Origin of the sequence: Brenneria roseae subsp. roseae, assembly GCF_003115845.1 — a bacterium.
Taxonomy (GTDB): domain Bacteria; phylum Pseudomonadota; class Gammaproteobacteria; order Enterobacterales; family Enterobacteriaceae; genus Brenneria; species Brenneria roseae.
On the sequence record NZ_KZ819027.1, the window covers coordinates 252,578 to 277,808 of the forward strand.

Below are 25,231 nucleotides of genomic sequence, written 5' to 3' on the forward strand. Positions count from 1 at the left end.
GTTAACCCCCTGAACCTAACAGTGCGGTTTTATAATCATCCGCCGGGAAGCGGAAAGGAACGGGACCATCGGCAATGCCATCCAGAAACTGGCGCACCCGGGGGTCATCGTTCATTTTCAGCTGTTCCGGCGTCCCTTCCGCCACAACCTGCCGCTCGGCAATAATATAAGCGTAATCGGCAATACTCATGACTTCCGGCACGTCATGAGATACGACAATACAGGTAACACCCAGCGCATGATTCAGTTCATCAATCAACTTGACCAGCGTTCCCAACGTGATCGGATCCTGTCCGACAAAAGGCTCATCGAACATAATCAGCTGCGGATCGAGCGCGATCGCCCGCGCCAACGCCGCACGCCGCGCCATCCCGCCAGAAAGCTCCGCCGGCATCAGGTCGGCCGCTCCCCGTAGCCCCACGGCCTCCAGCTTCATCATCACCGTGCTGCGCAGCAGCGGCTCCGGCAACCGGCTGTGCTCACGCAGCGGCCAGGCGACATTATCAAACACGTTCAGATCGGTAAATAACGCGCCAGACTGAAATAACATGCTCATTTTTTTGCGGGCATTGTACAGTTCCGTGCGTGACAGCGACGGAATATTGTCGCCATCAAACCAGATTTCCCCGCTGTCCGGCGGAAGCTGCCCGCCAATCAGGCGAAGCAATGTTGTTTTACCGATACCGGAAGGTCCCATGATCGCGGTGACTTTCCCTTTGGGAACGTTCAACGTGATATCTGTAAAAATCGGCCGATCTCCGCGTCGAAAGCTCATGCCGCGAATCTCAACCAGGTTGGTATCCTTATGGTTCATTATCTCATATTCCTTACCGAATCAGCGTATTAGCTGCGATCGTCAGTTTTAAACGAATAGCGGTAATGCGGCCCCATCTCTAAATCCTAATGGTTGATATCCTGCAAAGCCCGAGTTTTACAAAAACTTACCGTAAGTTCTTGTCCCAAATGGCTGAACAAAACCGCCATAGGTTTTACTTTTCCGCCCTACACAGTCAGAATTAACGCTAATGATGAAAAGCGTTTTTTTGTTCGAAATTCGTCCAGAAATACGGGCTTATCAATCAGTGAACCAGTGATTATACCTTAATAAAGGACGCGGCATGCTTTTTGCGACAGTACTCTTGATCGTCGGTTTGGTATTACTGGTATATGGTGCCGATCGTCTGGTATATGGCGCCGCCGTTCTGGCGCGCGTTTTGGGTCTGCCGCCTTTCATTATCGGCCTTGCCATCGTCGGTTTCGGTACCTCGCTGCCCGAACTGATTGTCTCCGTGACCGCCGCGCTGAACCATCAGATCGATATGGCCGTCGGTAACGTGTTGGGCTCCAATATCGCCAATATCCTGTTAATTCTCGGCAGTGCCACGCTGATCCGCCCTTTGACCGTGCATTCAGAGCTGTTGCGCCGTGAATTTCCGCTTATGCTGCTGGTCACCGTTTTATGTGGCTTTTTACTTCATGATAGCTATCTGAGCCGTACCGACGGCGTGATTCTCCTGACCGCCGCCGGGATATTCCTGTTCCTGATGATCCGCATGACCCGTCTGGCGCAGCAGGAAGGCGTAGACAGCCTGACGCGGGAACAGTTAGCCGAACTGCCGCAGGCCGACAGCAATCAAATGGTCGCCGTTTTATGGCTGATTCTCGGCCTGATTATTCTACCCATGGCCGCCCGTATGGTGATCGACAATGCCACCGTACTTGCCCGCTATTTTAATATCAGCGAACTGACCGTCGGCCTCACGGTGCTGGCGATTGGCACCAGCCTGCCCGAATTGGCCACCGCCATTGTTGGTACGCTGAAAAAGGAAGATGATATTGCGCTGGGTAATCTCATCGGTTCGAATATCTTTAATATCGTCATCGTGTTGGGCGTACCGGCGCTGCTTTCGCCAGGTACGCTCAACCCCCTTGCCTTCGGGCGTGATTATTGGGTCATGTTGGGAGCCAGCGCATTGCTGGCGGCGCTGTGCCTCAGCAGAAAGCGTCGTATCGGGCAAGGTGCCGGCGCGCTGTTGCTCTGCGCGTTTGTCGTTTATCTCTCGGTATTGTTCTTTGTTTGAGTAGCCCGTGGTCTGATTAGCAAATTGTTTGATTAACCAGAACATCAGGGTATTAACCAAAACATCAAAACAAGCAGGATTATTCAGGTATGTCACATTTTGAACTACAACCCGGTTTTGATTTTCAGCAGGCAGGCAAACAGGTTCTGAATACTGAACGCGAAGGCCTGGCACAGTTGGATCAATACATTGATGATCATTTCACTCAAGCCTGTGAAAAAATCTTCCACTGTCAGGGGAAAGTGGTCGTTATGGGGATGGGAAAATCCGGCCATATCGGCTGTAAGATGGCCGCCACCTTTGCCAGTACCGGAACGCCCGCTTTTTTTGTCCATCCCGGAGAAGCCAGCCATGGCGATCTGGGCATGGTAACGCCGCATGACATCGTGATCGCCATTTCCAATTCCGGCGAATCCCACGAAATCCTGTCGCTGATCCCGGTGCTGAAACGCCTGCGGGTTTTCCTGATTTGCATGACCGGTAACCCCGAAAGCACCATGGGGAAAGCGGCGGATATCCATCTGTGCATCCATGTTCCGCAAGAAGCCTGTCCGCTTGGCCTGGCGCCGACCAGCAGTACGACCGCGACGCTGGTGATGGGAGATGCGCTGGCCGTCGCGCTATTACAGGCACGCGGCTTTACCGCCGAGGATTTTGCCCTCTCCCACCCCGGTGGCGCACTAGGCCGCAAACTTTTGCTGCGCGTCAGCGATATCATGCACTCGGGTGAAGAAATGCCTCATGTTCCCCATGACGCCTCTCTGCGCGACGCCCTGTTGGAAATTACGCGCAAAAATTTGGGAATGACGGTCATTTGCGACGCGGACATGAAAATCCTCGGTATCTTCACCGATGGGGACTTACGCCGAATCTTCGACATGAAGATTGACTTGAACAGCGCACGCATTGCTGATGTGATGACCGTCGGCGGTATCCGGGTCACAGCGCAAACGCTGGCCGTGGATGCCCTGAACCTGATGCAGTCACGTCATATTACGTCGCTGCTGGTTGCGGAAAACGATCGTCTGGTCGGGATCGTTCATATGCACGATATGCTGCGCGCAGGCGTGGTGTAATATGCCCTCGCAGATAACCCGTTATCGCACGGAAAATACGCGATAGCGAAGTCAACACACCGTAGAGCCAAAAGAACCAAGGATAAACGTCAATGAGTGAAACCAGGGCACAAACCGATACCTGCTATGGACCTGTCGATCGGCAGGTACTGGATAAGGCCCGTGAAATTCGCCTGTTAATCTGCGATGTTGATGGAGTAATGTCGGATGGCCTGATTTATATGGGCAATCACGGTGAAGAGCTGAAAGCCTTTAACGTTCGTGATGGCTATGGCATCCGCTGCCTGCTGACGTCCGGTATTGAGGTCGCCATTATTACCGGGCGGTCGGCCAACCTGTTGGTGGATCGCTGCAAGACACTGGGGATCACTCATCTTTATCAGGGACAATCCGATAAGGTTTTGGCCTTCAACGATCTGTTGGATAAACTATCCGTAACGGCCAGCCAGACCGCCTATATCGGCGATGATCTGATCGACTGGCCGGTGATGGCGCAGGTCGGCCTGAGCGTTGCCGTGGCAGACGCACATCCGTTACTGTTGCCGCGGGCTGATTACGTTACGCGCATCGCGGGTGGACGTGGCGCGGTGCGTGAACTTTGCGATTTGATCCTGTTTTCACAGGATAAGCTGGAGCATGCCAAAGGGTTGTCGATATGAGTAAAACCAAGCGTTGGCTGACAGCTTTGCTGGCATTGCTGGCTCTCATTCTGATCGGCTGGAATATTGCAGATAACGAAACGGCGCCGCCGGCAGACACCGCTACCCCTGCGGTACCGGTGTATACCAGCGAGAAAACCACCACCCAGATTTACAGTCCGGCCGGGAAGCTGAGCTACCGTCTGATCGCGGACAAGGCGGAATATTTCGATGACGAGCAACTGAGCTGGTTTACGACGCCTATCGCGACATTGTTTAACGAACAGGGAACGGCAACCTGGTCAGTGCGCGCCGACCGCGCCAAGCTGACAAAAGATAAGGTGCTCTATCTGTATGGGCATGTCGAGGTTAACAGCCTGACAAACGACTCACAGTTGGAGAGAATCAAAACAAACAATGCCCAGGTGAATCTGGTCACTCAGGATGTCTCTTCCGATGATGAAGTCACCCTGTATGGCGCCAGCTTTACTTCCAACGGGATGAAAATGCGCGGAAATCTGCGTAACAAGACAGCCGAGTTGATCGAAAAGGTAAAAACCTCCTATGAAATCCAAAACCAATAACCTGATGCGTAGCACCCTGATCGCCAGCTCGTTGTTAGCCGTCAGCGTTTCCACGCTGGCCGTCACCGGGGATAGCAATCAGCCTATTCATATTGACTCAGAGCAGCAATCTCTGGACATGCAGGGCAACACGGTAACGTTCACCGGCAATGTCGTGGTGAAACAGGGAACGATTGAGGTCAAAGCCGACAAAGTCGTCGTTACCCGGCCACAGGGAGCACAGGGTCGTGAAGTTATTGAAGGCTACGGTAACCCCGTGACGTTCTATCAGATGCAGGACAACGGCAAACCCGTAAAAGGCAATGCCCGGAAAGTTCGCTATGAACTGGCTAATGACTTTTTGGTGCTGACCGGTGATGCCTATCTGGAGCAGGTGGACAGCAATGTGAAAGGCGATCGCATCACTTATCTGGTGAAGCAACAGCAGATGGAAGCCTTCAGCGACAAAGGTAAACGTGTTACTACGGTATTGGTTCCTTCTCAGCTTCAGGAGAAAACGAACAAGAGCTCATCCTCCCCCTCTCAAAAACCGCAACCACGAGTCACTGAATAACTTATGGCAACATTAATCGCAGAAAATCTGGCTAAGGCGTATAAAGGCCGCAGGGTTGTGGAAAACGTCAGCCTTACCGTCAACTCCGGCGAGATTGTCGGCCTATTGGGGCCGAATGGCGCCGGGAAAACGACAACATTTTATATGGTTGTCGGCATTGTCCCGCTCGATGAAGGGCGAATTGTGATTGATGACGACGATATCAGCCTGCTTCCTTTACACGATCGCGCCCTGCGCGGGATCGGTTATTTACCGCAGGAAGCGTCGATTTTTCGCCGGTTGAGCGTCTATGACAACCTGATGGCCGTTTTGCAAATCCGTAAAGATCTGACCTCGGAGCAACAGGAAGACCGGGCGAATGAACTAATGGAAGAATTCCATATTATTCATTTACGCGATAGTCTGGGACAATCGCTCTCCGGTGGTGAACGGCGCCGGGTTGAAATCGCCCGGGCCTTGGCGGCAAATCCCAAATTCATCCTGCTGGATGAGCCATTTGCCGGCGTTGATCCCATTTCGGTCATTGATATAAAAAAAATAATTGAGCATCTGCGTGACAGCGGGCTTGGTGTGTTGATTACCGATCATAACGTCCGTGAAACGCTGGATGTTTGCGAGCGCGCCTATATTGTAAGTCAGGGGCACCTGATCGCCCACGGCTCCCCGACCGAAATCTTAGCCGATGAGCAGGTAAAACGCGTCTATCTGGGCGAAGGCTTCCGACTCTGATAGGGTAGTGTTTCCATTGAATAATATATAAGGAAGTTGGCGCTACTTATGAAGCAAGGTTTGCAACTCAGGCTTAGCCAGCAACTGGCCATGACTCCACAGCTACAGCAGGCAATCCGTCTGTTGCAACTGTCCACGCTTGAACTGCAACAAGAGATTCAACTGGCGCTGGAAAGCAATCCGTTACTTGAGCAGACGGACAACCACGAAGAAATAGAGTCATTCGAGACGGTCGACAGTGATTCGCTGGATACCGGCGAAGCACTGGAACAGAAAGATATGCCGGAAGAGCTGCCGCTTGATGCGACCTGGGACGAAATCTATTCCGCAGGCACGCCCTCCGGTACCGGTACGGATTACCGGGATGAAGAGTTACCGATCTACCAGGGAGAAACGACACAGACCCTTCAGGACTACCTGATGTGGCAGGTGGAACTGACGCCTTTTTCAGATACCGATGCGGCGATAGCGACATCCATCGTCGATGCGGTGGACAATACCGGCTATCTCACCGTGCCGCTGGAAGATATTCTGGACAGCATTGGGGATGAAAACGTCACGCTGGATGAAGTAGAAGCCGTACTCAAGCGGGTACAACGTTTTGATCCCGTAGGGGTTGCCGCGCGCGACCTGCGCGATTGCCTGCTGGTACAGCTTTCTCAGTTTGCTGAGGATACGCCGCGCCTCGCGGAAGCGAAGCTGATTGTAAGCGACTACCTCGACCTGCTGGCCAATCATGATTTCCGCAGCCTGATTCGTTCAACCCGTCTGAAAGAAGACGTACTGAAAGAAGCATTGGCGCTGATTCAATCCCTCGATCCCCGTCCGGGCCAATCCATCAATACCGGTGAGTCCGAATACGTCATTCCTGACGTGCTGGTACGCAAGATCCAGGGGCATTGGGTGGTCGAATTGAATACCGACAGCGTGCCCCGGCTCCAGATCAATCAACAATATGCCGCGCTGGGCAATAGCGCCCGTAGCGATAGCGACGGTCAGTTTATTCGTAGCCATTTACAGGAAGCGCGCTGGTTAATCAAAAGTCTGGAGAGCCGTAATGATACCCTGCTCAAAGTGACTCGCTGTATTGTCGAACAACAGCAGGATTTTTTTGAACAGGGTGAAGAATTCATGAAACCGATGGTGCTGGCTGATATCGCCCAGGTGGTGGATATGCATGAATCCACCATTTCCCGCGTGACCACACAAAAGTTTCTGCACAGTCCACGCGGTATTTTTGAACTAAAATATTTCTTCTCCAGCCATGTGAATACCGACAACGGCGGTGAAGCTTCGTCAACGGCTATCCGGGCGCTGGTCAAAAAGTTAATCGCCGCAGAAAACCCCGCCAAGCCTTTAAGCGACAGCAAACTGACCACGCTGCTCTCTGAACAGGGCATTATCGTGGCGCGGCGTACGGTGGCGAAATATCGAGAGTCTTTATCTATCCCACCATCAAATCAGCGTAAACAACTGGTTTGATCTCAACAGAGAAGGAAGACACTATGCAGCTCAACATTACCGGACACCACATCGAAATTACCGAACCTTTACGCGATTTCGTGAATACCAAGTTTGCCAAGTTAGAGCAATATTTCGACCGTATCAATCAGGTCAACGTGGTACTGAAAGTGGAGAAAGTACAACAAATTGCCGATGCTACAGTCCACGTCAACGGTGGGGAGCTGCACGCTACATCAGAAGCGGAAGATATGTATGCCGCTATCGATTTGCTGATCGATAAGCTGGCTCGCCAGCTCAATAAGCATAAGGATAAGCTGAAACAGCACTAGTTTTTTTCTTGCCCGTGGGCAAGAAAACAGACCCAGCCCATGCATCCTATGGGCTGGGCTCACCAGCAGTGAAAGTGTCGTTAAGTGAATATAAAATGAATAACGTTCCCGTTTTGCAACTCAGTACCGTGTTACGTCCAGAGTGCACCCGAAGTTCTGTCCATTGCCAAAGTAAAAAACGAGCACTGGAAATTATCAGTGAGCTAGCTGCCAAACAGCTTAATCTCCCCTCACAGATTATTTTTGATGCCATTCTCACCCGCGAGCGAATGGGCAGTACCGGCATTGGCAATGGTATTGCCATTCCCCACGGTAAGCTTGAGGATGAAAACGCGCTGGGAGCAATCGGGGTATTTATCCAGTTGGATCAACCTATCGCTTTCGATGCGATTGATAATCAAGCCGTTGATTTGCTTTTTGCCTTGCTGGTTCCGGCAGAACAATGTAAAACCCATTTACATACGCTGTCGCTTATTGCCAAACGTCTGACAGATAAAGCGATTTGCCGGCGTCTGCGGGCGGCGCAAAGCGATGAAGAGCTGTACCAGATCATGACGGAAGCCGGTTAAGTCAGTGGCAGTCATGCTTACGATATATGGTGATCCAATCGGGAACCGGAGATTACTTGCAATCCGTGTTTTACTTGTTCATTTTCTAGCAATTCATTATAAACATAATGGCATAGAGAGTTCGCCATCACGTTGCCATAGGGGAGTCGTCAGATGGTGCTGATGATTGTCAGTGGTCGCTCAGGGTCAGGAAAATCTGTCGCTCTGCGCGCGCTGGAAGACATGGGGTTCTACTGTGTAGATAACCTGCCAGTGGTTTTATTGCCGGAGCTGGCCAATACGCTTGCGACACGCAATATCTCCGCAGCAGTCAGCATTGACGTGCGCAATATGCCGGAATCGCCGGAAATCTTTGAGCATGCAATGAAACAGCTGCCGCAGAGTTTCTCACCACAGCTGTTATTTCTGGATGCCGATCGCAATACGCTGATCCGTCGTTACAGTGATACTCGTCGTCTGCACCCCTTATCCAGTAAGAATCTGTCGCTGGAAAGCGCCATTGATGAAGAAAACGATCTGCTGGAGCCACTGCGTTCACGGGCCGATCTGATCATCGACACCTCTGAAATGTCAGTGCATGAACTGGCTGAAATGCTGCGTACCCGCCTGTTGGGCAAACGGGAACGCGAACTGACGATGGTCTTTGAGTCTTTCGGCTACAAGCATGGTATTCCTATCGATGCCGACTATGTATTTGACGTGCGTTTTCTGCCCAACCCGCACTGGGATCCCAAATTACGTCCGATGACCGGTCTGGACAAGCCCGTCGCCGCCTTCCTCGATCGGCACACGGAAGTCCATAATTTTATCTACCAGACGCGCAGCTATCTGGAACTCTGGCTTCCCATGCTGGAAACCAATAACCGCAGTTATCTGACCGTGGCAATTGGCTGTACCGGCGGCAAACATCGTTCCGTTTACATTGCGGAACAGCTGGCGGACTACTTTCGTTCCCGCGGCAAAAATGTGCAGTCCCGCCACCGCACGCTGGAAAAGCGTAAATCATAATAGCCAGACCCAATAATGACGATAAAACAAACGGTTGAAATCAAAAACAAGCTGGGCATGCATGCCCGGCCCGCCATGAAACTGTTTGAACTGGTGCAGCGTTTTGACGCGGAAGTGATGCTGCGCAATGACAGCGGTACCGAAGCCGAGGCCAGCAGCGTTATTGCCATGCTGATGCTGGATTCAGCCAAGGGTGGGCTTATTGAAGTCGAAGCGACGGGCCCGGATGAAGAACAGGCGCTGGCCGCGGTGATTGAGCTCTTTGACGCCGGGTTTGATGAAGAGTAACCCGATCCGAAAGCTCTCTGCTCATCTTCGTGATAGAGATCGCTTTTCTTTCTGACCGTAAGCCCCTACTATCTTCTGATATCAGTTTTTCTTATACACCCCCGCTCCACTGGCGCGGGGGTGTTGCTTTTATGTCATCTGGAAATAAAACCTGGAGAGGAGTATGACGAAACCTAACCTGACAATCAGTGAATTGGACGCGGAACGTTTGGATATGTTACTGGAGCAGCCCGCCTTTGCCGGCAGCGATGTCGCTCAGGCCCTGAATGACGAGCTTGATCGGGCGGAAATTTTACCTTCCGGCAATATCCCTGCGGATGTGGTAACCATGAACAGTCGGGTGCGTTTTCGCGATCTGATCGCTAATGAGGAACACATCCGCACGCTGGTTTACCCGGTTGCAGTGAAAGACAGCAGGGAACACTTGTCTGTCATGGCTCCGCTGGGCGCGGCATTGCTGGGAATGCATGTAGGAAACACCATCGCCTGGCGGTTGCCGAATGGTGAAGAAACGCATATCGAGGTGCTGGAACTGCTTTATCAGCCGGAATCGGCGGGTGAATATCACCGCTAAACGGCGATAACGCAGAGAATGACAAACCGTCGGACAATGCCGACGGTGACGGCCACTCTCCCGTCGCCACGCGGTTCCCGTTTATTCTCCTGCGATCTTCATTTCGGGCAGTAACACTGACCCACACTGAATATTACTGCGCGTCTCAATGTCGTTGCCTACCGTGACGATGTTGCGCAACATGTCTTTCAGATTACCCGCAATGGTAATCTCACTGACCGGATACTGAATTTCACCGTTTTCCACCCAGAAGCCGGACGCGCCACGGGAATAATCCCCCGTCACGCCGCTGACGCCCTGCCCCATTAATCCCGTCACCAGCAGCCCTTTACCCATCTGTTTGAGCAGACCATCGAAATCCAGCCCTTGTCCGGCGATGCGCCAGTTATGGATACCACCAGCATGTCCGGTGCTCTTCATGCCCAGTTTACGCGCGGCATAGCTGGTCAGCAGCCAGGTTTGCAAAACGCCGTCTTTCACAATCTCACGCCGCTGAGTGCGTACCCCCTCGCTGTCGAACGGCGTCGATGCCAGTCCTTTGCGTAAATGCGGCAATTCTTCAATAGTGAGCCACTCCGGCAGAATTTGCTGGCCCAGCTTATCCAGCAGGAAGGTTGATTTACGGTATACGCTGCTACCGCTGATTGCGCCGACCAGATGGCCGAACAGCCCTGTCGCCACTTCCGCGGAAAACAATATCGGCGCCTGCATGGTGGGTAACTTACGCGGCGACAAACGGGATAACGTACGGCGCGCGCACTCTTCACCCACCCACTCCGGCGTTTTCAAATCATCCAGCGAACGACCAATGGTATAGGCGTAATCACGCTCCATGTCACCATTCATCTCGGCAATCACGCAGCTGGACATCGAATGACGGCTGGAACAATAGCTTTGCAGCATGCCGTGGCTGTTGCCAAATACTTTGATGCCATAATGGCTATTGAAGCTTCCGCCTTCAGTATTGGTGATGCGCTTATCCGCTTTCATCGCCGCCTGTTCAGCACGTGCCGCCAGTTCGATACCACGATCGGCATCCAGCTCCGCCGGGTGAAACAGATCCAGATCCGGTGCGTCAAAAGCCAGCAGATCCTTGTCTGCCGGACCAGCAAAAGGATCGACGGAGGTGTAACGAGCAATATCCAGCGCCGCCTGCACGGTCCGCGCGATAGCATCCGGGCTGAGGTCGGTTGATGAAGCGCTGCCTTTACGCTGCTGGTAATACACCGTAATACCCAACGCGCCATCGCTGTTAAATTCAACGTTTTCAACTTCACCATAACGGGTGCTCACGCCAATACCGGTCGTTTTCGACACGGAAACTTCTGCCGCATCAGAACCCGCTCGCGCCAGTTCCAGCGCCTGTACAACCGCTTGTTCCAGCGTTTCACGCTGTTGTGCAACCTGAGTGATTATTGTCATTGTTCTGCCATAATGAGTAAGGAAACCGTTTCGATAGGTGACGCTGGGGAAATGCCCATGCAGCCACAGTCCCGCTGCACGGTCAGGTCTCCATGCATGAATATTTCCACGCAATTCATCGTCATCCATCCGCATAAAAGGTGTAGCATAATGCTCCTGAGTCTAACAGGATCCGCAGACAATTTCGCACAAAGCCCAAACCTGTTAGGATCAGCCTCTTTTTATGGCGGCAATCCTTGCCCGCCGCTCTACGGGCCGTCACTGCGTGACGTTGAAAAACGCGTCTGGCGTTTTTTTACCGGAAATTTTTTAGGAACCAACCATGAGCAAAAAAACCGAAGACTGGCTTGATGACGTCCCGGACAATAATGAAGACGACGATGATGAAATTATCTGGGTCAGCAAAAGCGAGATAAAACGTGATGCGGAAGCGCTGAAAGATCTCGGTGCGGAACTGGTTGAACTGGGTAAGAACGCGTTGGAGAAAATCCCGCTGGATGACGACCTGCGTGCGGCGGTCGAGCTGGCGCAGCGCATCAAGAAAGAGGGTCGCCGCCGCCAGTTACAACTGATCGGTAAACTGCTGCGGGCCCGCGATCCAGAACCGATTCAGGCTGCGCTGGATAAACTGAAAAACCGTCACAATCAGCAGGTCGTGCTTTTTCACAAGCTTGAGCTATTGCGTGACCGGCTGGTAGCCGAAGGGGATGACGCCATTCCTGATATTCTGGCGCTTTACCCGCATGCAGATCGCCAGCAGCTACGTTCGCTGGTACGCAATGCGCAAAAAGAGCAGGCGGCGAATAAGCCGCCAAAATCGACCCGCCAGATCTTCCAGTATCTGCGTGAGCTGTCAGAAAGCGAAGCGTGATAGCCGGCTCAGGGTGCCCGCGGTTACCCTGAGTTAACGCATCTAATCACCCAACGCATGCTGATATTTATGCAACATGGTGATTAAACGTCCGACTGGCGCCGTGATACCCGGTGACACCCGCCGCTCCGCCAGTTTCTGCTGATACTCCCCAAGTTCATCCAACAGTCGCGCAAAAGATTGGCTGCGGATGGTATCCCGTCGCGCGCCGATCACCTGTTCCGCCGTGGCGCGAATCTGGCGATGAAAAGCGGAGAGCTCCTCATCCCGGGGAATATCCAGTGAACGCAGACGCTGATGCGCGATAATCAACGACAGCGCCAGACGATATTTGGCAATATCACCGGGAAACATATTCAACAGCAGAAATAGCTGCTGATAGAGTGCGGGCAAATGGTTTTCCTTGCGCCGCGCCTGATTGGTCGTTAATGCCGATACCGCACTGTAAACAAAGCGATTCAGCAAGGTATGTCCGGTACGGGTTTTGGCATTGTCACGGATCAACAGAATAACCAGCAGCGCCAGAAAACAACCGATAATCTGCCCGATAGCGCTATCCAGAAACTGGCCGATATGGAACGTCATCGGATTATCCAGCACCAGAATATTAATCGTGCTCGCCAGCGCGCCCAGCGATCCCAGGCGTCGCTTTTGCACTTCAATACCAATGATGAAAGCCATCGCGCCCAGGCTGAAGCATAACAGCAACAGACTCTGCTGCGTTGAAGGCATGATAAGCATAAACATCAGCGCCCCCAGTGGCAGCGCAAAGATTGTTCCATAAAGGAAATCAATCGCCACCATTTTGGGATTTGGCAGCCGCATCGCCAGCGACGTCACCACGGCAATCATGACCATGCAAACGCTACCTGAAGTCCAACCGGTGCTCAGCCAAAATAAACAGCCCAGCGCGGTGGCCACCCCCGTCCGTAATCCGTTAATCATGGCATGGTGAGCTTCGGCCGAGGACGCTTTAACCTCAACATCGCTGTTCAGCACGTCAGCCTCCACTTTGCTGATACGCCCGTTAGTCTGTACGCCTTTGGCCAATAACAGGTAACGTGTTGCGGTCCCAACCCAGCCACTTACCGTGGGCGGCATATCCTGACTATGGCTGGCAACAATCAGGCGCCGCAGCGATTTCAGACGCCGGTGGATATCCTGCATGGATTCAACCGGCTGATCGATAACCCATTTCAGGCTGCCTTTCACCCATGAAGGATTATCCTGCAAAATCAGATAGGTTTCGCAAGACTGCGTAATCAACGCCAGCGATTGCGTATGCATTGCTTTCAAACGGCGATTGCTGTTCTGCCAGCGCGACGATTCCATCATCAAATGATTACGCATGCCATTCAGCGCCGTCGTTTTACGCACCAGCGCATGCCAGGCGGCATCAATCGCCTCTTTTTCCGCCTGATTGATACATAATTGCAGCAGCCGATACTGATCCATCAGCAGCGCTTCGATACTGCGGTCAATATCTCGTTTTATCGAGCGCGGGGAGAACACTAAGTCGGCCACAATGGCGCACACGATCCCCAGCACAATTTCACTACAGCGCTCGACGGCAAACTGCGGCGTCAGCAGCGGCGTGCCCTGGGTGGAGACAATGATAATTAACGCCGTATAGCCCGCCAGCCCAAACACATAGGCATTTTCAACTTTGACAAGTGAAGAGATCCAGGTACAAACTCCCGCCCACAAACAGCACAGCATCAGCATCAGAACCGGTGCGCGAATCGTGGTAATAATGATGACTAATGCACCGATACAGCCAATAAATGTTCCGATAATACGCAACATGCCCCGATGGCGGATAGCGCCGGAAAACGGTTCGCCACCCGCCGCAAAGGCCGGTCCGGCAGAGACGATCGCCGCTGTCAGCACAGACCAGCGCGGGGTTTCCAACTGCAAATGGAAACCCAGCAGCAAAGACAGGACAATGGCGAAGCTCAGCTTAAATGCAAAGCGGAAGCGAACAAATATCGGGCTTTTCATGATATCAGCCGAACTCACGCAGGCGATATAACAAGCGAATCAGCGGCGACGGCTTTTTATCATTGTCGACCTGCTCGCCGGTAATGACGACGGTAGCGGTAGTGCCGGCCGGATACAGCTCGCCCATTTGGCGATCCAGCTTGATTTTCACGGGTACGCGCTGTGCCAGACGCACCCACTCCAGGTTGGAGTCAACCGTTGCCAGACCTTTACTGTCAACGCTGCTACTGCTGTTGTTCACCCCGGCTGCCACGCTGTCTACCGTGCCGTAGAAGATACGCTCACTGCCAAGAGGCGTAATTTCAGCCCGATATCCACGGCGTATCCTTTCCAGTTTGGTTTCTTCCATGTAAGCCAGCAGATAGAATGAATCTTCCTTCACCAGCGCCACGGCGGTTGAACCGCGGGTAATAAACTCTCCGGTCTGCACATTCAGGTTGGTTACCCAGCCATCGGCGGGCGCGCGCACCACCGTGCGTTCCAGATCCAACTTTGCCAGCGCCAGTACCGCCTGTGCTTTGGCAAGCTGGTGTGTCGCCGTTTCCAGCGCATTGCCCGACTGGTCGATATCCTCCTGCGACATCGCCTGGATGCCCAAACGCGCCCGGCGCCCCGCTTCCCGTTTTTTCTCCACCGCCAGCGCCTGATAATAGGCCACATCGGCTTCCGCCTGCGCCAGCGCTTCATGATAGCGGGGTTGATCCACCACGAACAACACATCACCCTGCTTCACCAACTGGTTGTCTGTCACCCGCACATCGGTGAGCAACCCGCTCACATCGGGGGCGATAGCCACCACATCCGCGGTAAATTTCGCATCACGCGTCCAGGGCGATTCGGTATAAAACGCCCAGATACGAAATACCGCCACAACGGCGAATAACACCACGGCCAGCGTGATAACCACACGACCCAGTTTTTTCATGAGCGTGGCGATAAAGAAAGATTTCACAAAGAACCTCAAAGACCGTAACGAAACAGCAGATAGAACAGGCAGCAGAATAATGCGGTATTAAACAACGCGGGATGCCAGACAAAGTCATAAATACCCGTCGGCTGCAACAGCCGGTTCACAACGAAAAATAACGTCAGTGAAACCAGCAAGACAAAGAAGACCGGCGGGAACGACAGGCCGAACAACACCATAACCGGGAGTGAACTCATCCTCTTTTCCTTATGTTTCATTAGGTATAACGCGTCGGGATGACACGTTACCGTGATTAATTCATGATCAACGGACCACCATGTGGCGCATCAGCAGCAAAGGCTCGTCCCACAGGCTCCATAGCCGATAGGCCAACATGGCATTAAACTGAGACATGTACATGGCGATTGCAGATGCTGACTGCTGATTCGATAAGCGATGTTCAATCAGCGTTTTTTACGCTACGGTGATAACAATGAATGACTGAAGGTTTTATATGACCCGTCCGGAATCACCGGATAGGCTATATTATGGATGCTTATTATCATCTTATCTACATAGTGTGATCTAAATCACTTTTAAGTCAGAGTTAATAATGGAACGATTAAAAAGCATGTCGGTATTCGCCAGAGTGGTGCAGTGCGGCTCCTTTACCGCCGCCGCGCGCCAGCTCCAGATGAGCGTTTCCGCCGTCAGCCAGACCGTCACCAAGCTTGAAGACGCATTGCGGATCAAACTGCTTAATCGCAGTACGCGCAGTATTGGTCTGACCGAAGCGGGGAAAATCTATTACCACGGTTGCCGCCGCATGCTGCAAGAAGCCCATGAGGTACATGAGCAGCTTTACGCCTTCAACAGTACCCCCACCGGCACATTGCGCATCGGCAGTTCGTCCACCATGGCGCAGAACGTTCTGTCCGCCATGACCGCCGATATGCTGAAAGAATATCCGGGACTTTCCGTTAATCTGGTCACGGGCATTCCCGCACCTGATTTGATCGCCGATGGTCTGGATATTGTCATTCGGGTTGGCGCGTTACAGGATTCGAGCCTGTTCTCCAAACGACTGGGATCGATGCCTATGGTGGTCTGTGCCGCCAAAAGCTATCTGGCACAGCACGGTACGCCGGAAAAGCCGGCCGACGTGGTGAACTTTTCCTGGCTGGAATATAGCGTGCGCCCGGATAGTGAATTCGAACTGATTGCTCCTGAAGGCATTTCTACCCGGCTGGCTCCGCAGGGTCGTTTTGTCACTAACGATCCGCAGACGCTGGTGCGCTGGTTAAAAGCCGGGGCGGGAATTGCCTATGTTCCCCTGATGTGGGTGGTTGAAGAAATCCAGCGTGGCGAAATGGAAATTCTGTTCAGCCGTTACCACTCCGATCCCCGCCCGGTGTATGCGTTATATACCCGCAAAGACAATCTGCCGCTGAAAGTGCAGGTCTGTATCAATTACCTGATTGAGTATTTCAAGCAGGTCGCCCTGACGTATCAGGGATATCGTCAGAATAGCGAGGAAGATAAAAAGTAAATTTTGCGAAGCGTTTCCGCCTTTCCCAACTTAGCGCTCTCGCTATGTCAGACCGTGCGTTATATCTCTTTCCTCCTGCGACTTACAAACGTGTACCGGCCCCCAACACGCGGAAACTGACGCGACGCCATCACAGGCAGGGTCAGTAAAATCACCTTTGGAAAAGTACGATATATGACGTACAATTGGATAATAATATGGGATTCAGGGATGCAAAAAAACAGGTTATTGGCTGTTTACGAACGGGCAATGTGTTACATGAAGCCAGAGGCAGCATCAGCGCCAAGAATTTGCTGGCAACGGGACAGGTAACGCTTGAGGATGTTATTGATATTATTAACCGGACTGATGGTTCATCCTACACCTGCTCCCCACACCATTTCGCTTCACACATTGATGTTCACATCATCAGGGTCAATCACCGCTGTATACCGTGGTATATCAAATGGTATTTCACCGAACCGAATTGCGTTTTTATCAGCGTTCATCATTAAGGCTATGGCATGAAAATTTTCAAAGTGGGCGATACGCAGACCGTGTTATGCAACTTCTGCCGGTCATGTGAAAATGTTACGTTTCAGCTCAAAGATGTGCCGTTTAGCGATGGCACTGGAATAGTGAAGCAAGTGCTGGTGGGGGTATGTGATCAATGTGGAAACGTCGCGGTCGTTCCTCATCAATCCACGCCAATGATCAAAAAAGCACTGGATGTACAGCGTAAATCGCTGGAAAGCCGCGTCCCTGCACACATGATCGATATTCTTAACCTGGCCAGCAGCGAATTAGGCGGCGCGCCTGATTTCGTCCCCAGTCTGATAAAATATTACCTGCACCGTCTGGCTGCCGACCAAGAGGCCGCAAAGGATATCCCACGTTTGCTGCAAAGCGATTTGGCGCAGGGGAAATCCGAGAAGCGACTCTCGCTTAAAGGCAGGCATGTCATTCAGAATATTGATACGCTAAAAATATCCACAAAAATTACCAGTACGACCGCGCTACTCAAAGGCATTGTCCTGAAGATCAATGATGATGTTCTGGTACAACGTAACCCAGCACACATCAGGCGACTGAAATCGATTATTGCCGCCATTTCCTGAATTAAAAAACCGCGTCAGCAAAGAACGCGGTTTTTCAAAATGCAGTGTGGGAACAGCGTTTAATTACGCCGTACCACCGACCGTCAGACTTCCCAGCTTCAGAGTAGGCTGGCCAACGCCAACGGGCAGGCTTTGCCCCTCTTTGCCGCATACGCCCACCCCTTTATCCAACGCTAGATCGTTACCTACCATGGAGATCTGCTGCATGGCTTCAATACCGGAACCGATCAGCGTGGCGCCCTTCACCGGCGTGGTCACGCGGCCTTTTTCAATCAGGTAAGCTTCTGACGTTGAGAACACGAACTTACCAGAGGTGATATCCACCTGACCACCACCAAAATTCGGCGCGTATAGGCCGTATTCAACGCTGGCGATAATCTCTTCCGGCGTTGACTGACCCGCCAGCATATAGGTGTTGGTCATACGCGGCATAGGCAGGTGTGCATAAGATTCACGGCGTCCATTGCCCGTCGGGGCAACGCCCATCAGACGAGCATTCAGTTTATCCTGCATGTAACCTTTCAGAATCCCGTTTTCGATCAGCACGTTATACTGACCCGGCACTCCCTCATCATCCATAGCCAACGAGCCCCGACGTCCTGTCAGCGTACCGTCATCCACCACCGTACAAAGCTCGGACGCCACCAGCTTGCCCATCTGACCACTGAATACCGAGGTTCCACGGCGGTTAAAATCGCCTTCCAGACCGTGCCCAACCGCTTCATGCAGCAACACGCCCGGCCAGCCCGCGCCCAGCACAACAGGCATCGAGCCCGCGGGTGCAGCAATCGCCGACAGGTTAACCAGCGCCATACGCACGGCCTCTTTCGCCCAGGCTTCCACACGAGATTCGCCGTCGAGCGTTTCCCAGAAATAGTGATAGCCGCTGCGCGAACCGCCGCCGCTGGCGCCACGCTCACGTTTACCGTCCGCTTCAACCAGCACGCTGATCGACAGGCGCACCAGCGGACGAACATCAGCAGCCAACGTACCGTCAGTCGCCGCCACCAGCACCAGTTCATACACGCCTGTCAAACTGGCCGTCACTTCCTGCACTCTGGCATCAGCAGCACGAGCGACCGTATCCGCACGTTGCAACAGGGCAATTTTCTCTTCGCGGGTCAGGCTATCAAGCGGGTTAAGCTGTGGGTAAAGCGCAGAATGCGGCACCTCTCCCAGCGTGTGCGCCTGGCCATTGCCTTGCTCGCGCACAATGCTGCGTGCCGCCTGCGCACTTTGATGCAACGCATTCAGCGTAATCTGATCGGCATAGGCAAACCCCGTCTTTTCACCATCGATCGCGCGAATACCTACGCCCTGATCGATATGGTAGGAGCCATCCTTGATGATACGGTCTTCCAACACCCATGATTCGTGGTAGCTCGACTGAAAATAAAGGTCGGCATAATCCAGGCGACGTTCATTTAATAATCCCAATACGGAAGAAAGGTCATTAAGGTTCAATTTGTTAGCGGTGAGTAATTGCTCACTGACAAATGACAGACTCATATTTTTTCACTCTTTATTAGATGAAATCGGGTGAACGAACTGCGCTATTCGCCCTTCTTCTTACTTGGCTCACGCAGGACTTCCTGAATCTTCGGCTGATCGATGCTACCGGAAATGTGGTAACGAATCAGCGAAATCTTGTTCCACAGCGGCGCCAGCACCTTACTGGCCGCAAAAACTGCCGCACCGATCACCGGGTTAACGACAAATGCCGTGGCGACCCCCACCGTGGCAGAAATTTCCGGCGCAACCACCGCTTCGATATTGACCTGACGCTGTACCAAATCGACATCGCCTTTCATGGCGATGTCCGCTTCCAGCCCATCAATCAACATATCGTCGGTATGCAGAACGCCATCCTTAATCCACGCCGTGCTGCGGATACCATCGAAATAAAAACCGCTGCCAAACGTATCGCTGAAATCAAACCGCAGCTTACGCAGTAAAGCATCGAAACTGACCAGACGCAGTAGCTGCCCGGCCTGACCCGTCCCCACTTCGGCGATTTCCCCCTTTCCTATCCGCGCATGCAGGATACCGCTCAGACTGGCAATATCCGGCGCCCAGGGAGTGCCACGCCAGTAAAGATCGTAGTCCACATCAAACGCCCCGGCGCGCAACGGTGTACTAATGCCGAACCAGTCGGCATTTTGCTCCAGGCTGTCGCCAGTCAAACGTCCTTTCAACGCAGTACGGACCCCTTCGGCGTTATCCTGCCAGCTACCGTTTACCGTCAGTTGCGCCTTCCCGGTATCAATAACACCGTCACTCAGGGTCAGTCTGTCTTTCTCAGGCTGTAGCGTTCCCTGAACGCGGCCAAAGTTTTGTCCGACAATCCAGCACTCACGGCAGTTGAGCTGCAACGCAGGCCAATCCTGAAAGCTGATGCTGGGATCGTTCAGCGGCGATTTCTTCTCGGCCAACGCAATCGGATTGGTCGCTTCATCACCTTTCCATTGAGGATTGTAGTAGAGATAACGGATATCACTACGCCATATACCGCGGTGCGGAATATCAAGCGTGGCGTCAATCTCGCGACCCTGAGCCTGCACTGCGCTACCGTTCAGACTATCTCTACTGGTAACCGACAAATCATGCCACTGCTGTCCCAGCAATTGCAGTTCTGGCGTGTGCAATGTGACTTCCGTCGGGAAGCGAAAACGGCTGCCTGCGCCATTCCCACTCAGCGATGAACGCATTGATGGCAACAATCCAAGCCAGCTTTCGCCATCCAGTGCAGGCAGATCGAGCACCAGCGCAGAGCTTTCCGGTAACGACGGCAACGTATCGGCGCTGGTTTTCCAACTGCCGCGCGCCAGAGTGACAGCATTCCCCTTCAGTAACCACTGACTGTTAAACCGGTTTCCCTCACCAACGTGACCATTCAGCACAAACCCGTTCAGATCGCCTTTCGCCTTGACCTGTAACGGCAAACGCTTCCCGGACGCCTTATTTAAAGGAGCAGGTAAGTGACTACTCACTTTCTCTAGTTCAGCATCGATATCTACGCTATACGTGGTTTTTCCCTTATGGGGCAAACTGACGGCGACCACACTTTTCCAGTCCGCCGACCCGGCGACCTGACTGACAAGCGGCTTTGGCATGCCCGGCAAGCGGGAAGGTTGCCACGCCCCCTGTAACCCGACATTCACCAGAAATGCATTTGCCTGCTCTTCCGTCGTGAAATTCACCTGCATGGGCTGATCCAACCAATTGGCATTCAACGTTTCACTGCGCAAGTTGCCGTTGTCATAATGGAAACGCCCCGTGAGGTTCTTTATCGTTGCCGCCAGTGGTTTGATGTACAGACTGTTATTATTCAATACGATATCGCCGCTGGCGTGCACATTCGCGCCATCCAGCGGAATATCAAGATGTAAGGAACCTTTCACGGGGCCGGCAATTTTCAGTTCTTCCAGCGCGGCGCCCACCGATGATTTAAGCGGCGTCTGCTGAAAATAATTACCGATTTCCGGCCCCGCGCCTTCCAGTTCGCCATCAATCAGTAATCTCTCTTTTTTATAATCCGGAATAACCGCGCTGATGTTCTTGCCTTCCACCTTGCCCAGCCAGGTTTGTGGAGCAAACATCCACAGGCCGTTATTAGCGAAATCAAGGTTGATGTCCAACTGCGTCAGGGCAGGCCAACCGGGTTCAAACTCAAACACCGCATTTTTGACTGGCGCCCAGACTTCAAATTGTCCTTCGTTATGCTCGTAGGGGAAATGCTGCGGATTACCGGCAAAAATCAACGTACCATTGTCCACCCGCCCGCTCTTAAGCGCGTTGCTCAGGTAATTCACCAGTTCTTTGCCCATAAAAGGCTCGGGGTAATAGCGCCACGCATCAGCCGCATCGGTCAGGCGAATCCCGGCCAGAATATCCAGTCTGGGCTCACCTTTTTCAGGATGTTGATAGCGGAAATCGCCATTAACCCATAGCGATTGGGCCTGAACATCCAACCCGTGGCTCCACAGTTCCCAGCTCTGCGGGTTATAACGCCAGTGAATTACCCCCTTGACCTGATTGATTTCCAACGGTGCGCGGAACATTTCCTCATAAGGCAACGTGCTCTTGACCAGATCAATATTCAGTTGCCCTTGTTCGGCGCTGCCGCTGACCGAGCCAGAAAAATGATTCGCTCCCGGCAGCCGTTCCCACTGCCGCCAGCTGACATCCTGCCAACTGCTCTGAAAACGGGTTCTTTCCGGTTGTTGCAGAGGAATATCCAATGCCAGCGCCGTGAGCTTACCTTTCGGTTGCAGTGATTCCCAACGCGTTTTCAAGTCGGGTGTGGTGGTAGACAGCAGGGGCAGCAGCGAGCCAAGACGCTCCAGTTCCAGATTCCCGGCCCGAATACGCAATTCTTCCTGACGATCCGGCCCCAGCATCGATTCATCCTTCGGCAACCATAGCGCCGATAATTGCCCGGTCGGCCACGCAACGCCATCTGTCGCAACGTTCAACACCGGCACATTCAACTGCCAGCCATTTTCCTGACGACTGACATGCAACACCATGTCATCAATATTCAGACGGTGCCCGTTTTCGCCTTCCTTCCAGGTTGCCGTACCCTGATTCAGGAACACATCTCCGCTGTGAATGCTGCCGTCACGCACATTCAGCCAGGCGGCCAGACTGAAATCCGCACTTTCCAGCCCGGTATTACTCTTCAGCCAGCGGCTAAGCCAGGGCTTCATATCAATATCATCGGCCTGTAGATACAGCGTACCGTTATTAAGCAACCCCTGATTATCCTGCAGATCCATTTTCATCTGCACCACGCCATGCTGACCGGTAAAACTCGACAGGCTGATCAGCCCCTCGGCACGGTGGCGATTATCCTGGTTCAGCCAGGTCAGTTGAGGGATGCTCAGCTCCGCACGCGCTCCGGATGGCGTAAGAAAAGAGATGGTGCTATCACGCAGATCAAAATGATCGAACTGGCGCAGGAAAAGATCGTTCAATTTTTCCGATTCCATCAGCCCGCCATCCCGATGCTGCTCGTTTAGTGTCGTATTGAGCGCCAGGCGGGATTGATAAAAGGTGAGATCGCGGAACTGCCAGCGTCCGTGCAGCAGAGATTGCCACACATCCAGCGCCAGCGTGATGCGTTTAACCTGCCAGTCGGATTCCGGCAGCGAGGTACGAAAATTGTCAATTTCCAGCGTAGGGCCAAACGATTCCCAGCGCCCTTTTAGCGATCCGAGCTCCAGCGGAACCCCAGAGACAGACTGTGCCCATGCCACCAGCTGTGGCCGGAAGTGATCGAGCTGTGGCAGCACCAATCTTAAACCGCTGACTAACAGCGCAACAATCACAATAAGAGTGGCGCCCGTGACGAATAATATTCCGGGCAGTCGCCTCACGTATTTCTCCTTGTTTTCATCGCTGACGACGGGGGCACGAACTTATATCATCGCGATTTACATCATTACGACATCAAACTGTTCCTGACTATACAGGGGTTCAATCTGCACTTTGACCTGCTTGCCGACGAAAATTTCCACCTCGGCCAGCGCGTGTGACTCTTCACTTTTCAGCGCTTCCCCTACCGCAGGTGAGGCATAAACCAGGAAACGATCGGTATCATAAGCATGGTGCACGCGCACAATCTCGCGCATGATTTCATAGCAGACCGTTTCGACGGTTTTCACCGTACCGCGTCCATGACAGGTCGGGCATTCATGACACAAGACATGCTCTATACTCTCACGGGTGCGCTTACGCGTCATCTCCACTAATCCTAGTTGGGAGAAACCATTAATACTGGTTTTTACCCGATCTTTACTCAGCGCCTGCTCCAGAGAATGCAATACGCGCCGGCGGTGATCCTCATTGTTCATATCGATGAAGTCGATAATGATGATGCCGCCGAGGTTACGCAGACGCAGCTGCCGGGCAATCGCCTGAGTGGCTTCGATATTGGTGTTAAAAATGGTCTCATCAAGATTGCGATGGCCGACAAAAGCCCCGGTATTGATATCGATGGTCGTCATCGCTTCGGTCTGATCGATGATCAGATAGCCACCGGACTTCAACTCGACTTTTCTATCCAACGAGCGCTGAATTTCGTTTTCCACATCGAACAGATCGAAAATCGGCTGTTTGCCCGCGTAATGCTCCAGTTTGCTGGTCATTTCCGGAATATATTCGGCAGTAAATTCCAGCAGCGCATCATAGGTCAGCCTGGAATCGATGCGAATGCGATCCAACGCCGCACCGGCGAAATCACGCAAAATACGCTGCGCCAGCGCCACTTCGCCGTAGAGCTTGCATTTGGTCTGGTTGCGTTTTTTACGCTCCATCACCTTGCCCCACAGGCGCTTCAGAAAAGCCGCGTCCTGAGAAAGCTCTTCTTCGCCGATACCTTCCGCCGCCGTGCGGATGATAAAACCGCCCTGATCGTCACAGTAGTCCGCGACCGTTTTCTTTAAACGCTCGCGTTCAGCTTCACTTTCGATGCGTTGCGAAACGCCAACGTGTGAAGCCCCCGGCATAAAAACCAGGTAGCGGGATGGCAACGTGATATCCGTCGTCAGACGGGCCCCTTTGGTGCCCAGCGGATCTTTTACCACCTGAACCATCAGGTCCTGTCCTTGACGGACCAGTTCGGCAATATCACGAACGTGGAAGTTCTTCTGCTCGTCACCGGCGACGCATTCAGTGTGCGGCATGATATCGGAGGCGTGCAAAAAGGCGGCCTTATCCAGACCAATATCGACAAACGCCGCCTGCATGCCCGGTAATACCCGGCTCACCCGGCCTTTGTAGATATTGCCGACAATACCGCGTTTGGCTTCACGCTCAATATGAATTTCCTGCAGGATTCCGCCATCAATATAGGCAACCCGCGTTTCTGAAGGTGTGACGTTTACCAGTAACTCAGCAGTCATGTTTTCCTCTTGCCTGTCGCAGCGCAGCAAAATTACTGAACAGCTCATGTGTTTCTACCAGCGGTAAACCTACCACCGCGTGATAGCTCCCGTTGAGCGACCGAACAAAGCATCCGCCTTTGCCCTGAATGCCATAAGCCCCGGCTTTATCCATCGGCTCGCCGCTAACAATGTAAGTTTCAATATCCTGGCGGGAAAGCGTACGGAACACGACGTCCGTCTTGACCAGCGTACTCAGGCTGTCGTCTCTGTCGGCCAATGCCACCGCCGTCATGACCTGATGTTGTTGTCCGGAAAGCATCGCCAGCATATGTGCCGCGTGCCCGCCATCCCGGGGTTTTTCCAGTACCTGTCCGTTCAATACCACAATCGTATCCGCCCCCAGCACCGGCAAATCGGCAGGCGCCGCGAGTACGCCTGCCGACGCTTTTTCATGCGCCAGTCGGCGAACATAGGCTTCAGCCGTTTCATCAGGCAAACGCTGTTCTTCCACCGCGATATTCAGCACGGAAAAAGGAATGTCGAGCAGGGACAACAGTTCCCTGCGGCGAGGCGAAGCGGATGCCAGATAAAGCTGAGTCATGAT

At 52.9% G+C, this 25,231-nt stretch carries 25 protein-coding genes; 16 read left to right on the forward strand and 9 right to left on the reverse strand.

Going from position 1 to position 25,231, the window contains the following annotated elements; all coding sequences use genetic code 11:
- Window position 1 precedes the first annotated feature (1 nt).
- Window positions 2–814, reverse strand: coding sequence for a phospholipid ABC transporter ATP-binding protein MlaF (mlaF, locus tag DDT52_RS10355; RefSeq protein WP_136156270.1), 813 nt, complete (start codon window positions 812–814; stop codon window positions 2–4).
- A 304-nt stretch (window positions 815–1,118) separates the two neighbouring features.
- Between mlaF and DDT52_RS10360 the strand changes: the two genes are divergently transcribed.
- From DDT52_RS10360 to rnk, 12 genes are all read left to right on the forward strand, one after another.
- On the forward strand, window positions 1,119–2,081 hold the full coding sequence (locus DDT52_RS10360) for a calcium/sodium antiporter (RefSeq protein WP_136156271.1): 963 nt from the start codon (window positions 1,119–1,121) through the stop codon (window positions 2,079–2,081).
- A gap of 89 nt (window positions 2,082–2,170) precedes the next feature.
- Window positions 2,171–3,157, forward strand: coding sequence for an arabinose-5-phosphate isomerase KdsD (gene kdsD / locus DDT52_RS10365; protein ID WP_136156272.1), 987 nt, complete (start codon window positions 2,171–2,173; stop codon window positions 3,155–3,157).
- A 92-nt stretch (window positions 3,158–3,249) separates the two neighbouring features.
- A complete protein-coding gene (kdsC, locus tag DDT52_RS10370) occupies window positions 3,250–3,816 on the forward strand; it encodes a 3-deoxy-manno-octulosonate-8-phosphatase KdsC (protein ID WP_136156273.1) in 567 nt (188 codons plus the stop codon).
- Entirely contained in the window at window positions 3,813–4,379 is a 567-nt protein-coding gene (gene lptC, locus DDT52_RS10375) for an LPS export ABC transporter periplasmic protein LptC (protein WP_136156274.1), read from the forward strand. Before kdsC ends, lptC begins: the two co-directional genes overlap by 4 nt.
- Window positions 4,360–4,932: a lipopolysaccharide ABC transporter substrate-binding protein LptA gene (gene lptA / locus DDT52_RS10380; RefSeq protein ID WP_136156275.1), complete on the forward strand. Its 573-nt coding sequence runs from the start codon at window positions 4,360–4,362 to the stop codon at window positions 4,930–4,932. Before lptC ends, lptA begins: the two co-directional genes overlap by 20 nt.
- A 3-nt stretch (window positions 4,933–4,935) precedes the next feature.
- A complete protein-coding gene (gene lptB / locus DDT52_RS10385) occupies window positions 4,936–5,661 on the forward strand; it encodes an LPS export ABC transporter ATP-binding protein (RefSeq protein ID WP_109053764.1) in 726 nt (241 codons plus the stop codon).
- Between the two features lie 48 nt (window positions 5,662–5,709).
- Window positions 5,710–7,143 (forward strand): RNA polymerase factor sigma-54, encoded by a 1,434-nt coding sequence (rpoN, locus tag DDT52_RS10390; RefSeq protein ID WP_136156276.1) that lies wholly within the window; start codon window positions 5,710–5,712, stop codon window positions 7,141–7,143.
- A 23-nt stretch (window positions 7,144–7,166) separates the two neighbouring features.
- Entirely contained in the window at window positions 7,167–7,454 is a 288-nt protein-coding gene (gene hpf, locus DDT52_RS10395; protein ID WP_109053762.1) for a ribosome hibernation promoting factor, read from the forward strand.
- 95 nt (window positions 7,455–7,549) lie between these two features.
- Complete coding sequence (gene ptsN / locus DDT52_RS10400; protein WP_109053761.1) at window positions 7,550–8,023, forward strand: PTS IIA-like nitrogen regulatory protein PtsN; 474 nt, start codon at window positions 7,550–7,552, stop codon at window positions 8,021–8,023.
- A gap of 153 nt (window positions 8,024–8,176) precedes the next feature.
- Window positions 8,177–9,031 carry an RNase adapter RapZ gene (gene rapZ / locus DDT52_RS10405; protein ID WP_109053760.1) on the forward strand — a complete coding sequence of 285 codons (855 nt, stop codon included), beginning with the start codon at window positions 8,177–8,179 and terminating at the stop codon, window positions 9,029–9,031.
- A 15-nt stretch (window positions 9,032–9,046) separates the two neighbouring features.
- Window positions 9,047–9,319: a PTS phosphocarrier protein NPr gene (npr, locus tag DDT52_RS10410; protein ID WP_136156277.1), complete on the forward strand. Its 273-nt coding sequence runs from the start codon at window positions 9,047–9,049 to the stop codon at window positions 9,317–9,319.
- Between the two features lie 163 nt (window positions 9,320–9,482).
- The gene (rnk, locus tag DDT52_RS10415) at window positions 9,483–9,893 is read left to right on the forward strand and encodes a nucleoside diphosphate kinase regulator (RefSeq protein ID WP_136156278.1); all 411 of its coding nucleotides are present in this window, start codon (window positions 9,483–9,485) and stop codon (window positions 9,891–9,893) included.
- 81 nt (window positions 9,894–9,974) lie between these two features.
- Here rnk and pmbA read toward each other — a convergent pair whose 3' ends face one another.
- Entirely contained in the window at window positions 9,975–11,315 is a 1,341-nt protein-coding gene (pmbA, locus tag DDT52_RS10420) for a metalloprotease PmbA (protein ID WP_136156279.1), read from the reverse strand.
- 322 nt (window positions 11,316–11,637) lie between these two features.
- Here pmbA and yjgA point away from each other — a divergent pair, with 322 nt between their 5' ends.
- Window positions 11,638–12,186, forward strand: coding sequence for a ribosome biogenesis factor YjgA (gene yjgA, locus DDT52_RS10425; RefSeq protein WP_136156280.1), 549 nt, complete (start codon window positions 11,638–11,640; stop codon window positions 12,184–12,186).
- A gap of 42 nt (window positions 12,187–12,228) precedes the next feature.
- Here yjgA and aaeB read toward each other — a convergent pair whose 3' ends face one another.
- Genes aaeB through aaeX form a run of 3 tightly spaced genes read right to left on the reverse strand, consistent with a single transcriptional unit; the run spans window position 12,229 to window position 15,351 of the window.
- Window positions 12,229–14,187: a p-hydroxybenzoic acid efflux pump subunit AaeB gene (gene aaeB / locus DDT52_RS10430; protein ID WP_136156281.1), complete on the reverse strand. Its 1,959-nt coding sequence runs from the start codon at window positions 14,185–14,187 to the stop codon at window positions 12,229–12,231.
- A 4-nt stretch (window positions 14,188–14,191) separates the two neighbouring features.
- Entirely contained in the window at window positions 14,192–15,112 is a 921-nt protein-coding gene (aaeA, locus tag DDT52_RS10435) for a p-hydroxybenzoic acid efflux pump subunit AaeA (RefSeq protein WP_425591545.1), read from the reverse strand.
- A gap of 35 nt (window positions 15,113–15,147) precedes the next feature.
- Complete coding sequence (gene aaeX / locus DDT52_RS10440; protein ID WP_109053754.1) at window positions 15,148–15,351, reverse strand: p-hydroxybenzoic acid efflux pump operon protein AaeX; 204 nt, start codon at window positions 15,349–15,351, stop codon at window positions 15,148–15,150.
- A 356-nt stretch (window positions 15,352–15,707) separates the two neighbouring features.
- On the opposite strand from aaeX, the gene aaeR reads away from it, so the two are divergent.
- The 3 genes from aaeR to DDT52_RS10455 all read left to right on the forward strand — a co-directional run bounded on the left by aaeR (window position 15,708) and on the right by DDT52_RS10455 (window position 17,740).
- Complete coding sequence (gene aaeR, locus DDT52_RS10445) at window positions 15,708–16,643, forward strand: HTH-type transcriptional activator AaeR (RefSeq protein ID WP_136156283.1); 936 nt, start codon at window positions 15,708–15,710, stop codon at window positions 16,641–16,643.
- Between the two features lie 197 nt (window positions 16,644–16,840).
- Window positions 16,841–17,137: a hypothetical protein gene (locus DDT52_RS10450; RefSeq protein WP_109053752.1), complete on the forward strand. Its 297-nt coding sequence runs from the start codon at window positions 16,841–16,843 to the stop codon at window positions 17,135–17,137.
- A gap of 9 nt (window positions 17,138–17,146) precedes the next feature.
- Window positions 17,147–17,740, forward strand: a complete 594-nt coding sequence (locus DDT52_RS10455; RefSeq protein ID WP_136156284.1) for a hypothetical protein — start codon at window positions 17,147–17,149, stop codon at window positions 17,738–17,740.
- Between the two features lie 63 nt (window positions 17,741–17,803).
- Here the strand turns inward: DDT52_RS10455 and tldD are convergent, their stop codons facing one another.
- Genes tldD through DDT52_RS10475 form a run of 4 tightly spaced genes read right to left on the reverse strand, consistent with a single transcriptional unit; the run spans window position 17,804 to window position 25,228 of the window.
- A complete protein-coding gene (gene tldD, locus DDT52_RS10460; protein ID WP_136156285.1) occupies window positions 17,804–19,249 on the reverse strand; it encodes a metalloprotease TldD in 1,446 nt (481 codons plus the stop codon).
- Between the two features lie 44 nt (window positions 19,250–19,293).
- Window positions 19,294–23,118 (reverse strand): AsmA2 domain-containing protein YhdP, encoded by a 3,825-nt coding sequence (yhdP, locus tag DDT52_RS10465; RefSeq protein ID WP_136156286.1) that lies wholly within the window; start codon window positions 23,116–23,118, stop codon window positions 19,294–19,296.
- 57 nt (window positions 23,119–23,175) lie between these two features.
- Complete coding sequence (rng, locus tag DDT52_RS10470) at window positions 23,176–24,645, reverse strand: ribonuclease G (RefSeq protein WP_109053748.1); 1,470 nt, start codon at window positions 24,643–24,645, stop codon at window positions 23,176–23,178.
- On the reverse strand, window positions 24,635–25,228 hold the full coding sequence (locus DDT52_RS10475) for a Maf family protein (RefSeq protein WP_136156287.1): 594 nt from the start codon (window positions 25,226–25,228) through the stop codon (window positions 24,635–24,637). Before DDT52_RS10475 ends, rng begins: the two co-directional genes overlap by 11 nt.
- Window positions 25,229–25,231: the final 3 nt, after the last annotated feature.

Excerpts from the sequence above, each read along its gene's own strand:
- lptB (WP_109053764.1), top strand. The coding sequence starts at position 4,936 with ATGGCAACATTAATCGCAGAAAATCTGGCTAAGGCGTATAAAGGCCGC.
- kdsC (WP_136156273.1), top strand. The coding sequence starts at position 3,250 with ATGAGTGAAACCAGGGCACAAACCGATACCTGCTATGGACCTGTCGAT.
- hpf (WP_109053762.1), top strand. The coding sequence starts at position 7,167 with ATGCAGCTCAACATTACCGGACACCACATCGAAATTACCGAACCTTTA.
- aaeB (WP_136156281.1), bottom strand. The coding sequence starts at position 14,187 with ATGAAAAGCCCGATATTTGTTCGCTTCCGCTTTGCATTTAAGCTGAGC.
- tldD (WP_136156285.1), bottom strand. The coding sequence starts at position 19,249 with ATGAGTCTGTCATTTGTCAGTGAGCAATTACTCACCGCTAACAAATTG.
- rng (WP_109053748.1), bottom strand. The coding sequence starts at position 24,645 with ATGACTGCTGAGTTACTGGTAAACGTCACACCTTCAGAAACGCGGGTT.
- aaeR (WP_136156283.1), top strand. The coding sequence starts at position 15,708 with ATGGAACGATTAAAAAGCATGTCGGTATTCGCCAGAGTGGTGCAGTGC.
- aaeA (WP_425591545.1), bottom strand. The coding sequence starts at position 15,112 with ATGAAAAAACTGGGTCGTGTGGTTATCACGCTGGCCGTGGTGTTATTC.
- lptA (WP_136156275.1), top strand. The coding sequence starts at position 4,360 with ATGAAATCCAAAACCAATAACCTGATGCGTAGCACCCTGATCGCCAGC.
- DDT52_RS10450 (WP_109053752.1), top strand. The coding sequence starts at position 16,841 with ATGGGATTCAGGGATGCAAAAAAACAGGTTATTGGCTGTTTACGAACG.
- rapZ (WP_109053760.1), top strand. The coding sequence starts at position 8,177 with ATGGTGCTGATGATTGTCAGTGGTCGCTCAGGGTCAGGAAAATCTGTC.
- rnk (WP_136156278.1), top strand. The coding sequence starts at position 9,483 with ATGACGAAACCTAACCTGACAATCAGTGAATTGGACGCGGAACGTTTG.
- DDT52_RS10360 (WP_136156271.1), top strand. The coding sequence starts at position 1,119 with ATGCTTTTTGCGACAGTACTCTTGATCGTCGGTTTGGTATTACTGGTA.
- DDT52_RS10475 (WP_136156287.1), bottom strand. The coding sequence starts at position 25,228 with ATGACTCAGCTTTATCTGGCATCCGCTTCGCCTCGCCGCAGGGAACTG.
- pmbA (WP_136156279.1), bottom strand. The coding sequence starts at position 11,315 with ATGACAATAATCACTCAGGTTGCACAACAGCGTGAAACGCTGGAACAA.
- kdsD (WP_136156272.1), top strand. The coding sequence starts at position 2,171 with ATGTCACATTTTGAACTACAACCCGGTTTTGATTTTCAGCAGGCAGGC.
- yjgA (WP_136156280.1), top strand. The coding sequence starts at position 11,638 with ATGAGCAAAAAAACCGAAGACTGGCTTGATGACGTCCCGGACAATAAT.
- npr (WP_136156277.1), top strand. The coding sequence starts at position 9,047 with ATGACGATAAAACAAACGGTTGAAATCAAAAACAAGCTGGGCATGCAT.
- ptsN (WP_109053761.1), top strand. The coding sequence starts at position 7,550 with ATGAATAACGTTCCCGTTTTGCAACTCAGTACCGTGTTACGTCCAGAG.
- DDT52_RS10455 (WP_136156284.1), top strand. The coding sequence starts at position 17,147 with ATGAAAATTTTCAAAGTGGGCGATACGCAGACCGTGTTATGCAACTTC.
- mlaF (WP_136156270.1), bottom strand. The coding sequence starts at position 814 with ATGAACCATAAGGATACCAACCTGGTTGAGATTCGCGGCATGAGCTTT.
- lptC (WP_136156274.1), top strand. The coding sequence starts at position 3,813 with ATGAGTAAAACCAAGCGTTGGCTGACAGCTTTGCTGGCATTGCTGGCT.
- rpoN (WP_136156276.1), top strand. The coding sequence starts at position 5,710 with ATGAAGCAAGGTTTGCAACTCAGGCTTAGCCAGCAACTGGCCATGACT.
- aaeX (WP_109053754.1), bottom strand. The coding sequence starts at position 15,351 with ATGAGTTCACTCCCGGTTATGGTGTTGTTCGGCCTGTCGTTCCCGCCG.